A 12201-nucleotide genomic window follows, 5' to 3' on the forward strand; every position below is an offset into this window, starting at 1 on the left:
TGCGTGATATAGAATCGTATCGAATCCAAAATCAGAAATATATGTGGTAAGGCCGAGGCAACAATGACAGGCAGGATTCCGTTCAACTGGTATTAGAAAAAAATTCTCTGCGGAAAGGTTCTAGAATTTCCTGCATGTTTGTCAGGAAATTCCTTGCAAATCGAAAGAATGGTCCCTAAATTTTTTTAGGCAAAGTAAATATATTTAGAATTATTCTAATAGTATATTAATTCTAAATATATTAGATTGGTGCAAATAGGAGGACCGTATGAAACCGAATATTGGAATTCCGGAAAAGGATCGCGACAAAATCAACGAAGGACTTAGGAAATTACTCGCGGACACAACTTTCCTATATTTGAAAACTCACAACTACCATTGGAACGTGACCGGTCCATTGTTCAACACTCTACATTTGATGTTCATGACTCAGTACACTGAGTTGTGGAATGCTCTGGATCTCATCGCGGAAAGAATTCGTTCTCTGGGATATCCCGCGCCTGGAAGTTATAAGGCCTTCTCTTCTCTCACTTCTTTAAAAGAGGAAGATGGAGTTCCGAAAGCAGAAGAGATGATCCAGAACCTAGTGGACGGCCACGAAGCCGTGATACGAACTGCGCGAAATATTTTGCCTGCGGCAGAATCTGGAGCCGACGAAGTGACCTTGGACTTACTTACCCAAAGACTAGAGATTCATGAAAAGACTGCTTGGATGCTTAGGAGCATGCTAGAGTAAATTCTTAAAAAAAGATCCCGGTCTCCTTTCGGAGACTGGGGCTTATGCAGAGAATTGAAAGAGATGGGTAAACTCATGCTGTTCCGATCGATTCTGTAAAAGAAGTAGGATCGGCTTCTTATTTGTAACCCGGCCTTTGGTATGTCTGAATTTTAAGACCGGGTCATACTGTTCCTTTAAAGAGTCAGCAGATACTCTACAAGATCTCCGATCTCAGCTGTGCTTTGAGTACACCATGGGTGTGGTGCAGCAGGCATTCCAATCGGGTCGTGCGTTCCTAATTCATCAGGTCCGTACTCTCTTCTCATTTTTTGGTAGTCCCAATAGTACCAGTCCGGATCCCAAGGAACAGTTACGAAGTACTTGTGACGTTCGATGAATCTGTTTTTCTTGATACCATCTTCAGTATTTGGAGCTCTGTAAGCGCGGAATACGTCTCCCTTCCTGTTATGCGGAGGGAAAGGCTCAGGATGATCAGGGCTGCCTAATGCAGGGATCACTGGAGCGTGGAGCGTATAATAGTTGTTATACAAAGTGGATCCTTCGGTACAACGATCCGGGTTCACTAAATCTTCCAAATTTCTTACGTGTCCGTCGCTTAACAATCCGCGGTGCTGCACCCAATACAAATCGCGCAAGAACGTAGCTCTGATTGCCTGTTGTGCTCTTTGGTAGATTGTAGGGTTGAAGAAACGGCCGACTTCGTTTAATCGGAACATTCTTTCGTTCGAGTTCATTCCAACTTTGTCGTTGTGGCAAGAGCCGCAATCCCGATTGAAAGTAGCCTTTCCGCGGTTCACAGCTGCGACGACTCCAGGATAAGCTTGCCAACCTGCTTGTACAAAACCACCTTCTCCCGGATTTGATCCTGCTTGGGTGATTAGCTTTCCGTTGTTTTTAAGCCAGCGATACATTCCAGTATGGCGCAAATGATTGTCGAACTTATCGAGTTTGGTCATGTAGGCGGTCAAAGCTTGCAGCTCTCGTGCCTTCATGGATCCAGTGGCTCCATCCGGTTCTTCAGAGTGAATGTAAGATCCTTCGAAACCAACATAAGATTCTGTATGAGAAAGGGAGCGTCTAATTCCCATGTAGTTGGTTACGTTCGGAATCGCGATCGGTGAGAACTGGTAGTCATTTGATGTTTCTGCACCGTCTCCGGAAACTCGAACGATCGCGTGCTCTCCAGCTCCTTCAGGCATTACGTAGATGAGATTTGTCTTGTCTACGTCTTGGGAAGTTGGATCTATTTTTGGTCCTTTCTCGTTCGCCTTTACTCCGGTGAAATTTCCGAGGAGGGCCCATTTCATGGACCATTTCGGATTCGGCAAGCCTGGAATGACTCTAGTAGTGTTTACCCCAGGTGATGATTCGTAGGTAATTCTGTATCCGTGACAAGACGCGCAGTTAAATCCGGACCATTCTCCTTTTCCAGTGTAAGGATTGCTAGCCTCTGCGTATCTGTATCCGGCCCATCCGGTATTTTTGGTCCATCCTTTGGTCAAAGGATCCGATCCGGCTTGGCCTGGAATCGGTGTCGGTTGTGGATATGGATCGAAGTAAACGTTGTCGATTGCTGCAGCAGGAACTTCACCACTATTCGTTCTGTATCCTCCGAAGAGTACTGCAGGATCTGCCACGGCTCCAGTGATAGGGTCATTGGTTTGATAAGCGAAAATTTTCTTCCAGTCTAAATTCCGGATATTGTGAGCGATCCCGATATTGAAATCGTACGACCAATAGATTTTTTCGCCGAGTGCTAATAGCTGAGCAAATCCTGAGTTATTGATATTTACATCAATCGGATTTGTTCCTTTTGCTTCGCTTAACAAAGATACGACATCGCATTTATGTGCGAAATCTTTGTTCTGGATTCTTTTTGTCTGAGCATCGATCACATTATGAGGTGCACCTGGTCTTAGGAGTGATTGGTTGTATCCGATTCTTTTCTGCACTTGCAGAGTGATCGGACCGCTGCTCACGTGCTCTGGAACTTTGAATCTAACTTCACCGTCGTTCCAAAGGATGATATAACTGTCCCAAGTAGAATGCGTTTCAGGCTCTTCGAAGTTTACCTGTTTCGTTGCATCCAATTTTTGGACAAACATTCTTAGATTGGTTTCGAGGATTCTCGTATTCCCAATCATGATTTTTGTGTAATCGATATCAGGTCCGTTCCCCAATCCTGATCCGGTCAAAGTTACGATTTGTCCAGGACTGAGCGTAGGAGTAGGTAGGGGTGTTGTTCCCGGTGGTGTGACTGCTTGCCATACCAGTGTTCCGTTTACACTGATTGAATCGATTTTCGGTTCAGGAAAATTTGCTGCAGATGCGGATCTTAGCGATTCCCTGTTTGGGTCGAAATTACAAACTTCTTCTTGATTTGGGAATCCGGTAAAAATTCCCAGAGGACATCCACCAATTGTTCCGGCGAGTAAAACCAGAAGTACATGGTAGAGAGGTCGATTTTTCAGAATCATTCTTCTTAGCATGGGCTCTTTCTCCACTAATTACGAAAGTCCTTGTGAGGACTAAAGCGGAGATAGAATAACCGGTATTCAAAAAAGGATCGACCGGGGACCATAATTCGAACGACCGGATCGCGTGATTCGGACCAAAAAACTAGCAAATTTCAGCAGATTGATTTGTCTTCTAACGATTGTTAGAAATCCAATTCTCTTGACATAACCCGCGATCTTTCTATCTCTGTTCCATGCTTGGGACAGAATATACAGTTCCGGTCGTATATTTCGGCAGTGCTCTTTCTTTCTTGATCGCCATACAAAAGGTAGTTCCGGAACAAAGAACCCGCGAAAATTACCTTACCGCGCTATTGTTTTTGTCTCTAGGGATTATTCTATTTTCTGTCGCGAATGTGATTCTTAAAATTGATCAGGTTTACCCACATTCGATTTTCCTACTACTTACTTCCTTTTCTATGGTAGGACCTCTTACACTGATTTATACCCATGCACTATTGTATCCGAATCAACCCATGGGCTGGGATCTTCGGCTTCATTTTATGTTACCTATGATTTTCTTCCTGATGGAATTAATCTTTTTTGTTAGGCCGATCCATTCGATCATTGCCGACCTTCGAGATTTCCGAGAGGTTCGTTGGAGGCATTTTTTAGGGGTGTCCTTTGTAATAGCTACCATTGCGACCACTGGCTATTTTATCGCTAGGTACAGAATGTTGGGTGCGGTTTCCTCAGTTCAGGAGGTCAGCAGGCAGGTTCGCTTTATCTTTATTCTCGCTTCGATCACAATGATTGCGATGCTTTCTTTAGTGGGAGGCTTTCTGGGAAATTCGGAGCAGCTATTTATCATTGGCGCATTGCTTGTTTCTTTAATTGTCGTGATGCTTTTCTTGGCTCCTGCTCGCTATCATGATTTTTTCGGCCCACTCACTAGAGAGGTACGAAAAAAGAAATACGAAAGATCTCTCTTGGTAGGTGTGGATCTGAATTTGCTGGAACTAAGAATTCAGGAGTTAATGAGGGAGAAGAGGCTGTATCGAGAAGCGGAATTGACACTGCAATCTCTCTCTAAGGAATTACAGATCAAGCCTTACCAGTTGACAGAGTTTTTGAACGAACATTTAAAGATCGGATTTTATAGTTATATCAATAAGTTTAGGATAGAAGAGGCGGTTTCTCTGCTTTCCGAAAATCCGGATCAGGATATTCTCTCGGTTTGTTATTTCGTGGGTTTTAATTCTAAGTCTTCGTTTAACGATGCATTTAGAAAAATTACGGGAAAAACTCCGAGAGAACTGAGGAGTCCTAAGAAAAAAGGTTCCAAATCATCTTAAGACGATTTGATCAATCGAACCTCTTTCCCTTTGGGTTATTGTTCCACGCAAAGTAATCCGATCGGTACTCCGCCAAAATTAGTAGTCTGATCGCAAGTGCCTCCACCAGCATGGATGGCACTAACATTCGTAGCGGTCGCATCGCCTAATTCCGCATTCAATCCGTTGCTGGCACTCCCCCAACTATTACAGTGAAGTCCATTGGCTGTACTCCAATCTGTAGAGAGAGAGGTCCAGATTGCTTTGTATATTGTAGAAAAAGGAGCATTCAGTGGCTTGGCTAAGAAATCATAGATCCCGCTGGAATTCGTAGTAAACACCTTCACTCCGTCGGCACGTCTGTATTCAACGGAAGATCCGAAAACCCAGTTGAATCTGCCTAGTCCGTTTCCGATAGCATCTAAGGCCGCACCCCGGTTTGTCTGATCTACCAGGGCAGCCTTATAATTAGAAGTGCCGCTTAGTTCCGGAGGAATCTGAGAATTGCAAAAATTATCGGCGCCACTTGGTCCACCGAAATTGCCATTATGGCTACCAGTCACGAATAGATATCGATACGTCCGAGGGTTCTGGTTCGAAGAGTTCAGAAATGGGATGAGCAACGCAAAGTCGGTCGAAGAACCATGTGGAGAGCATGAGCAAAGGATGCAAGTGAATAAGGAGAGGACTAAAATTCGCTTCATATTTTTTTCCAATTAAAGAGTGTATTGTAATTTAATAAGACAAAGGCCGGAAAGATATTTCTCAAGAAATTTTTTATAGATCGCTAAAAGTTCTGAGCTTTTTTGTTCGCTTAACAACGATTATTCTGTGAAAAGTAGTTAGTGGCAAAACTGATTGAGCAAATAATTTCGCTAATCATTTTTGTCAAGGTTCGCAAAACCTTCAGTAAGTGCCTTTGATTCTTTGCGTGTGTGTCTACGGTTGAAACTCGGAGAATAGTAAGATCCAATCCGGACCCAATCTATCATACCAGTCTTGCTCTTCGTAAAAGGTTCCGCTTACAAGCTCTATGATTTTCTTCATATAAGGTTCGCCTGGATCGAAATCCTTCCCGTCCAAAAAGATGGATCCTCCCCATTTCTTTTTTGCCTGAGTATGGGAGTAGATTCCATTCAGAGATTCGATTTTCTGGTTATTCAAGGGGATTTCGTATTTAAGAGAGAGCTCCTTGACTAACTTTGCGACACCTTCTGCTTGCTTTTGGTTGGAAAGTAACATTTCGGTGTCCTTTCCTACGATCTCAACTTGAAAACAATTGCGATTGGTTCCGGTCGCAGCTGCTGCCATATGTAGAGGATGGTCTAGTAGTTGGTATACTTTGCCGTCTTTGTCTGCGAGGAATGTCGCAGAAAGATTCCGTTTTTCTAATACTTTCATGGTGTGAAAATAATCTGGGATCGCGGTAAAATGTAAGACGATGCAATCTGCGCTAATTACTCCCCTGTAATTATACTTAAGCCTTCTGTCTTCCGGTTGCACGCCGTCCGGAGTTTTCTCGATAGATTCCAAGTCTATCTTAGAAGTTTTGGTCGTACCTCTTCCGCGGTCATATGTTGGCTCAATTTCCTCTCCCTTTGGTCCTGAGAAAGGACGTTCTTTTCGCAAAACCCAATCCGGTCCGAATCGATTTTTCCATTCTAGTTCCGGATAATATTTTCCGGATAGATCTTCTAGGATTGCCTTGAGCACGTTCTCCATTCCGCAGTCGGAAGTATCCACAAATCTACCGTATTTCTTCTTGGCCTGAGTGTGTGTAAAAATTCCAGCTTTGGATGCAATATCATAATTTGTGAATGGAATTTTGAATTGGTTCGAGAGATTTCCAACGAGTTGGACTAAGGATTTTCGTTGTACTGGTCTTTTTAGTATTTCTTCCTTATTCCCTTCCCAAACAATATGGAGCATATAAGGATCCAGGATTGGTGCGGCCTTCAATTCAGTTCCGCCTGGATCTTCCACTGCGTACACTTTGCCGTCCTTGTCTACAGCATAGTGAACCATCCAGCCCCCGGAAGAAGCCTGGTGCATATATTCTTCCAAAGACAATCCTCTAGTGTGGTGTAAAAGGATTCCGGAAACTCTAAACTTCCATCTAGTCTTTAGAATCGCAGTCGAGTTTTTTGCGGAAAGTTGTCCGACCACTAAAGAAGACTCAGTGCTTTCAGAAGCTAGCAAAAGAGGAACTTCATCGTTTGAGTTATGTTGAGAACTGCAACCAAGCGTACTGAGTACCAGAAATACCCTTAAGAGCAGGAATCGTTTGTTAAATAGAGATGCTTTCAACATCCTTTCTCCGAAAGCCGTTCTTTGAGCAGTGAAAGATCGGATCTTACTCTTTCCAAAATGGATTTTGCTTTTGTGTGTCTGTTTAGAAGATCTTTATATTCCGAAATTTTTTGTTGGTCTGAATTAGATTTGTCTAATATATCCGGTTCTAGAGGCAGGTGTTCTAAATTTTGAAAAGCTGTCTCTCCTTCGATTCTAATTTTAGTCCAATTGGCGTAAAAGGCCGAAAATGTCTCTTTGGCTAATGACTGTTTGGAATTCCGGAGCCTTTCTTCTACCTGGGGCAAGTCGATCAGTAGGAACTCCTTCAATGCTTGGGAATCTTGGACAAGCTCGTCTAACACTTTTCGTAAATGAACTTCAATGGCTGCGTTCTGAGAGCCGATCGCTTTTCGCGTCCGGATCGCAATTCTTGCCAAAAAGAAGGCAGCTACTAACAAGATTCCCAAAAACGCCACAAAAGAGAATTTGGAAAGTATCCAAGAGACGGCGGGAGATTCGAACCATTCTGGAAATAAAAATGGAATGCTGCCTAACCCCAAAAGTGAAATAAAGAAGGCGAAAGGAAGAAAACGCCGCATATCGTGTTGATGGTCCAGAGAGTAAAGTTTTGTATCTATTCGATTGCCTCGGTCTGGGAAGCGAATCAGAAATCGAAGTTAATTCTATATCTAAGAACGATTTCACTTTGTCAAGGTCAAGACCGAGTTGTCATATTCCGAAACTTATAGGGATGGATGCACAACCAGATCGATTTCCTTTGGCTCCAAAGAAGAAACTTCCGAAAGTAGTGAATTTAGGATTCTACCGAATCAAGAAAACTTTAAAAGAAGAGGGATTCGAAGTGGTAGAAAAGCCCGACGGAAAAATCACTCTTGTGCTCAGAGTGAAAGACTGAGACCGACGAGTTTAGATTCCAGGGGGAACATCCTCGGAGTATTCTTTTGTCTCTTTCTTTTTCGGGATTAAATTGTCTTTGCACTGTTCCTTCAATAGTTGATCGATCTTTTCTTTTTCCGGCGTACGGGGAATAATCCTTAAATAGATTCTATAATTTCGAACAGCTCCCGGACAATATCCGGCCTTTAAGTAAAGGCTTCCGAGCATTCTCCTCGCCCCGGGATGAGCCGGTTCATGTTCGATCAACTTATTAGCCAGTCTCATTGCTTTTTCCGGATTGGTACTGGAAACTTTTCTCGCTTCTTCCCATTCAGGTACTAGTTCATTTTCGTACAATCTATAGAGAGTATCGTTTCCCATATCGTGTACTTTGAAAACGATCGTATCCGGATTGCCGCTCTTACAGATTCCATACCAAATATCTTCTTGGTTTTCAGTGATCTTGTTTCCTCGGATCGTTACGAGCTCGGTCCCGTCCAGGCAACCGGCCATTTTGAAGATATCCTTCATTGCCGCAGGAGCAGCTGCTAAAATCTTTCGGGCACCATTTACATAGTATGCGATATCATCTTCGGGGAGGGCATCTTCCGGGTTTACCGAATTAAAGGAATCGTTAAATACTCGAAGCTTGATAGAAGACTCGAGGACCCAATCAGGCAGTTCTAGTTTTTTAATAAAATCTTCCTTGGGTTTCCATAAAGAGCGAATCGAAGCGCAAGCAGGTAGTAGTGCTAATAAGGTTAGAGAAAGAAAGCTGGAAATATGTTTCATGAAGAAATTAGATGGATGGGCCTCTTTTCCGGTTGCCACAGACGGTAACGTATGTTTTTTCGTGAATAGAATCAACTAGGAAAACATGCCCAAGGAACTCAAAGCCAAATTAGTCGGAACGGGACAGAAACATTGTGTCATCGTTACCAGATTCAATGAATTTATTACGGATAGTCTTCTCAAAGGCGCCTTAGAAGGGCTCCAAATGGTAGGAGTAGACGACAAAGATATCACAGTGGTCAAAGTTCCGGGTGCATACGAATTACCTCTTGTTGTTTCTAAAGCAGCCGCTTCCAAAAAATATGATGCGATCATTTGTCTCGGAGCGGTCATTCGTGGAGCCACTGCTCATTTTGACTATGTGGCTGGTGAGGCTGCAAAGATCGGCTCGGTCGGTGTACAAAATTCTATTCCCGTGGTCTTCGGCGTGCTGACTACTGATACGATCGAACAAGCGATCGAACGCGCAGGAACCAAATCAGGAAATAAAGGCCATGAAGCCGCACTTACTGCTGTGGAAATGGTCAATCTACTGGCACTTCTCTAAAATCAATGTCCTCTTCCCGAAGGAAGTCCCGCGAGATCGCTTTGATGGCTCTCTACCAGTTGGAGATGGCCAAGCCTGCAATTTCTGAAGTACTAAAGTTTCCCTGGTATGATAAAAAAATCGAAACCCAGGAAAGGGATTTTGCCGTTTCTATCGTAAATGGTGTTGTGAAAAATCGAGATAGCATCGATACTTTAATTAAGAAGTACTCGAGGAACTGGGACTTTAACCGTATATCACCCGTTAACAAGTGTATATTGAGAATGTCCATTTTTGGGATATTAAACTCTAAGGAAATTCCTCCTTCGGTCACGATTGACGAAGCTGTTGAATTGACGAAAGAGTTTGAAAGTGAAAATTCCGTACCTTTCATCAATGGGGTTTTGAATTCGGTTCTGCAGTACGAAACTTAGAAGACATGGATAACCCGATCCGAAAAAACCGGATCTTCCTAGAAACGGAAGAAGAGCAGCCCCAGCCTACCTATTACTATGGGGAAGAGCCTGGAGATTTTCGTCCTAAAAGAAATTATAATAAACTCGCTTTCTTTTGGGCAACGATGGGCCTTTTGGTCGTGCTCGCGATTTTGTTTGCGGTTTGGTTCACTTTTTTCAAAAAGGAAAACACTCAATTCACGGATGGATTTCCGGGAAACAAAGAGCTACTGACTCCGAAAGGAGATGTGAACAAGCTTTTAGAAAGGCCTTATCTCCCAGAAGGTACCTCTAATCCGGCGCTCAGTAAATGTATCAATTTGTATCGAGAAAGATTCACGAGAGAAGCTTTCGATTATTGTACCGAGTTTTTGAACGGAGTTTCTACCGATTCGGAAAAGTCTGCCGCCTTGACTATATTAGGCGTGATTCATGACGAAGCGGGAAGGTATCCTCAGGCGATCGAAAGATTTCAAAAAGCGATCCTATACGATCCAAAAAATGTTCATGCATACTACAATTTGACTTTGGCATACAAGCATAGCGGTCAGTTTACCGATGCCAGAGCGACAGCTTTAAAGGCAAAGGAAATCGCCCCGGATGATCCAAGAGTGGCTTTGCTTGCAGGAAATCTATTCAACGAGATCAATGACCCGGATGCGGCTATCGAAGCTTATAAAGAAGGATTGGCCTCTTCGCCGGACGATCCTCAGTTGATCTACAACCTCGCATTAAGTTATTATAAAAAAGGCGAGATCCCGCAAGCCGAAGAGCAATTCAAGCAGGTCACTCTCAAGTCAAAAGGCGGTAAGCTCGCGGCATTATCCAATTCTTATTTAGGAAATATCGCATACAATCGCGGGAACTATGTAGAAGCGGAACACTATTTTAGAGAAGCCGCAACTATCTCTCCGAATGACGCTAAGTTTCTGTATAATCTTGCAGTAGTTCTGAAAAAGAATGGTAAGAACGAAGAGTCGGTTAAATACCTCGAAATGGCGAAACAAGCCGGAGCAACAGATCCGGAGTTGTTCAGAGCAATCGCCGATTCTTTCGAAAAAATGAATCTCGGTGAACAATCCATAGATGCATTACAAAAAAGTTTAAAATACAATCCGAATGATATAGATACTTTATTCCAGTTGGCTGAGACTTATTATAATCGCGGAGATCTTTTGGCTGCGGAAGAAACTTATAGAAGGATTGTTTCTTCTACTCCCGGGGACAGTTTCACCGAAACCGCGCTCTTGAATCTCGGAGTGGTATTGGACCAAATGGAAAGATACGGAGAAGCGGTTACTGCTCTGAATCGAGTTTTAGATATCAATCCCAAGAATGCTAAAGCATATTATAATTTAGGTCTTGTTTATAAACATAGCGGGAACGGAACCCAGGCGATCGAGAATTTTAGAAAAGCTTCGTATTTGGATCCTACGGATCTAAAATCAAAGGAAGCACTGGGAGACTATTATCTAGAGAATCGCTTTTTTAGGGAAGCGATCGAAGAATATTCTACGATTTTAAAGCAAAAAGAAGACCACTATAAAGTAGCACTCAAACTTGCGGAAAGCTACATGGGAATGAATGATTCTTCCAATGCGGAGAAAGTCTTGTTACAGGTATTGAATCAATCCAGGAACCAAGCGGAAATCAAGCAAGCTCATAAAAAGTTGGCGCTCCTCTACAACCGCTCCAAAGACCCCGATCTAAAAAATCGTGCGAAAGATGAAGCATATCGTTCAGCGCACATGGATCCCGAGGACTACGAAGGCAGACTTGTTTTGGCAAAAATTCTTTTGGATTCGAATTCCGTTCTGGACCGTGAAAAAGCGATCGATGAACTAACGGCGATTGTGCGATCCGAAGTGAAGCCTAAAACGGCGGCATCTGCCTATAATTACCTAGGCGTAGCATATTATAAAAATGGCGAATACAAAAAAGCAGTAAGATCTTTTCAGAACTGCATCGATTTGGATCCTACAAATACTGAGGCATACGATAACAAACGTGCCGCAAGTGCCGCCCTTGAGGAATCCGTCAAAAAAGAGGGCTTTTTCTGAGAAAACTGAAAACGCCGGTCTTTCTTTTTTGGATCGGAATCTCTCTCTCTAATCTTGCATCTGAAGAAATCAAGGACGCTTTCAAGGAAGAGGTTCTTTCTGGAGGAAGAAAGCAGGCGAAAGCTATCTCCCAAATCAAATCTAAATCGCGCTTAGATCTTCTGCCGGAAGTTTCGAAATTATTGAAAGGAGCAGATTTTGAAGAAGAAAGCGCTCTGTCTGTCCTGAATCTCTTTTCGGAATTGGAAGATTTAGATTCTATCGCACCAAACTGGGTGAGTGATCTGGAGTTTTCCTTTAGAAATACCAAAAGTACGGAACTAAAGAGAAGATCCCTAGAATTGGCTGAAAAAAAGAAAGAGAAGAGATTCGTGTATTCCGTGATTTCTGCTTTGACTGATCCGGATTTCGAAACAAGACAATCGGCTTTCAGATGTGTTCAAGTATTTCGAGACGACCGAGCCATGCCCAACGTTTTGGATCTTGCCAATTCTACGAATCCGGTTTTTAGGGAATATTTTTTGGAAGCTGCAATTTGGATCAAGGATGAACGAGTCCAAAATTTGATCTCTAAATTCGCATCGGATGACAGCCCTGGTATCTGAAATATTATTTTTCTGTAATGTTTCAAAGAATCTTTTCCTAAGAGC

General features: G+C 42.9%; 12 protein-coding genes. 7 read left to right on the forward strand and 5 right to left on the reverse strand.

The window, feature by feature from the left end; all coding sequences use genetic code 11:
- Positions 1-268 precede the first annotated feature (268 nt).
- On the forward strand, positions 269-736 hold the full coding sequence (locus tag CH373_RS15765) for a Dps family protein (RefSeq protein WP_100714723.1): 468 nt from the start codon (positions 269-271) through the stop codon (positions 734-736).
- Between the two features lie 176 nt (positions 737-912).
- Here CH373_RS15765 and CH373_RS15770 read toward each other — a convergent pair whose 3' ends face one another.
- The gene (locus CH373_RS15770; RefSeq protein WP_423789795.1) at positions 913-3216 is read right to left on the reverse strand and encodes a hypothetical protein; all 2304 of its coding nucleotides are present in this window, start codon (positions 3214-3216) and stop codon (positions 913-915) included.
- A gap of 233 nt (positions 3217-3449) precedes the next feature.
- Here CH373_RS15770 and CH373_RS15775 point away from each other — a divergent pair, with 233 nt between their 5' ends.
- Complete coding sequence (locus CH373_RS15775) at positions 3450-4550, forward strand: helix-turn-helix domain-containing protein (RefSeq protein ID WP_100714724.1); 1101 nt, start codon at positions 3450-3452, stop codon at positions 4548-4550.
- Between the two features lie 35 nt (positions 4551-4585).
- Here CH373_RS15775 and CH373_RS15780 read toward each other — a convergent pair whose 3' ends face one another.
- The 3 genes from CH373_RS15780 to CH373_RS15790 all read right to left on the reverse strand — a co-directional run bounded on the left by CH373_RS15780 (position 4586) and on the right by CH373_RS15790 (position 7420).
- Entirely contained in the window at positions 4586-5233 is a 648-nt protein-coding gene (locus CH373_RS15780; protein ID WP_100714725.1) for a DUF1554 domain-containing protein, read from the reverse strand.
- Positions 5234-5468: 235 nt separating this feature from the next.
- Positions 5469-6839 carry a peptidoglycan recognition protein family protein gene (locus tag CH373_RS15785; protein WP_100714726.1) on the reverse strand — a complete coding sequence of 457 codons (1371 nt, stop codon included), beginning with the start codon at positions 6837-6839 and terminating at the stop codon, positions 5469-5471.
- Entirely contained in the window at positions 6833-7420 is a 588-nt protein-coding gene (locus tag CH373_RS15790; RefSeq protein WP_100714727.1) for a hypothetical protein, read from the reverse strand. Before CH373_RS15790 ends, CH373_RS15785 begins: the two co-directional genes overlap by 7 nt.
- A gap of 152 nt (positions 7421-7572) precedes the next feature.
- On the opposite strand from CH373_RS15790, the gene CH373_RS18680 reads away from it, so the two are divergent.
- Positions 7573-7737: a hypothetical protein gene (locus CH373_RS18680; RefSeq protein ID WP_165778855.1), complete on the forward strand. Its 165-nt coding sequence runs from the start codon at positions 7573-7575 to the stop codon at positions 7735-7737.
- Positions 7738-7748: 11 nt separating this feature from the next.
- Here the strand turns inward: CH373_RS18680 and CH373_RS15795 are convergent, their stop codons facing one another.
- Positions 7749-8510 (reverse strand): tetratricopeptide repeat protein, encoded by a 762-nt coding sequence (locus CH373_RS15795; RefSeq protein WP_243393442.1) that lies wholly within the window; start codon positions 8508-8510, stop codon positions 7749-7751.
- Positions 8511-8595: 85 nt separating this feature from the next.
- Here CH373_RS15795 and ribH point away from each other — a divergent pair, with 85 nt between their 5' ends.
- The 4 genes from ribH to CH373_RS15815 all read left to right on the forward strand — a co-directional run bounded on the left by ribH (position 8596) and on the right by CH373_RS15815 (position 12156).
- Positions 8596-9057, forward strand: a complete 462-nt coding sequence (gene ribH / locus CH373_RS15800) for a 6,7-dimethyl-8-ribityllumazine synthase (RefSeq protein WP_100714729.1) — start codon at positions 8596-8598, stop codon at positions 9055-9057.
- 44 nt (positions 9058-9101) lie between these two features.
- Positions 9102-9470 (forward strand): transcription antitermination factor NusB, encoded by a 369-nt coding sequence (nusB, locus tag CH373_RS15805; RefSeq protein WP_243393443.1) that lies wholly within the window; start codon positions 9102-9104, stop codon positions 9468-9470.
- 5 nt (positions 9471-9475) lie between these two features.
- Complete coding sequence (locus CH373_RS15810; protein ID WP_100714731.1) at positions 9476-11551, forward strand: tetratricopeptide repeat protein; 2076 nt, start codon at positions 9476-9478, stop codon at positions 11549-11551.
- 182 nt (positions 11552-11733) lie between these two features.
- A complete protein-coding gene (locus CH373_RS15815) occupies positions 11734-12156 on the forward strand; it encodes a HEAT repeat domain-containing protein (RefSeq protein ID WP_243393441.1) in 423 nt (140 codons plus the stop codon).
- Positions 12157-12201: the final 45 nt, after the last annotated feature.

It is taken from the genome of Leptospira perolatii, from assembly GCF_002811875.1.
In the GTDB taxonomy this organism is placed as follows: Bacteria; Spirochaetota; Leptospiria; order Leptospirales; family Leptospiraceae; genus Leptospira_B; species Leptospira_B perolatii.

Bases quoted from the DNA above. Each gene is read 5' to 3' on its own strand.
- CH373_RS15765 (WP_100714723.1), top strand. From the start codon at position 269: ATGAAACCGAATATTGGAATTCCGGAAAAGGATCGCGACAAAATCAAC.
- CH373_RS15770 (WP_423789795.1), bottom strand. From the start codon at position 3,216: ATGATTCTGAAAAATCGACCTCTCTACCATGTACTTCTGGTTTTACTC.
- CH373_RS15775 (WP_100714724.1), top strand. From the start codon at position 3,450: ATGCTTGGGACAGAATATACAGTTCCGGTCGTATATTTCGGCAGTGCT.
- CH373_RS15780 (WP_100714725.1), bottom strand. From the start codon at position 5,233: ATGAAGCGAATTTTAGTCCTCTCCTTATTCACTTGCATCCTTTGCTCA.
- CH373_RS15785 (WP_100714726.1), bottom strand. From the start codon at position 6,839: ATGTTGAAAGCATCTCTATTTAACAAACGATTCCTGCTCTTAAGGGTA.
- CH373_RS15790 (WP_100714727.1), bottom strand. From the start codon at position 7,420: ATGCGGCGTTTTCTTCCTTTCGCCTTCTTTATTTCACTTTTGGGGTTA.
- CH373_RS18680 (WP_165778855.1), top strand. From the start codon at position 7,573: ATGGATGCACAACCAGATCGATTTCCTTTGGCTCCAAAGAAGAAACTT.
- CH373_RS15795 (WP_243393442.1), bottom strand. From the start codon at position 8,510: ATGAAACATATTTCCAGCTTTCTTTCTCTAACCTTATTAGCACTACTA.
- ribH (WP_100714729.1), top strand. From the start codon at position 8,596: ATGCCCAAGGAACTCAAAGCCAAATTAGTCGGAACGGGACAGAAACAT.
- nusB (WP_243393443.1), top strand. From the start codon at position 9,102: ATGGCTCTCTACCAGTTGGAGATGGCCAAGCCTGCAATTTCTGAAGTA.
- CH373_RS15810 (WP_100714731.1), top strand. From the start codon at position 9,476: ATGGATAACCCGATCCGAAAAAACCGGATCTTCCTAGAAACGGAAGAA.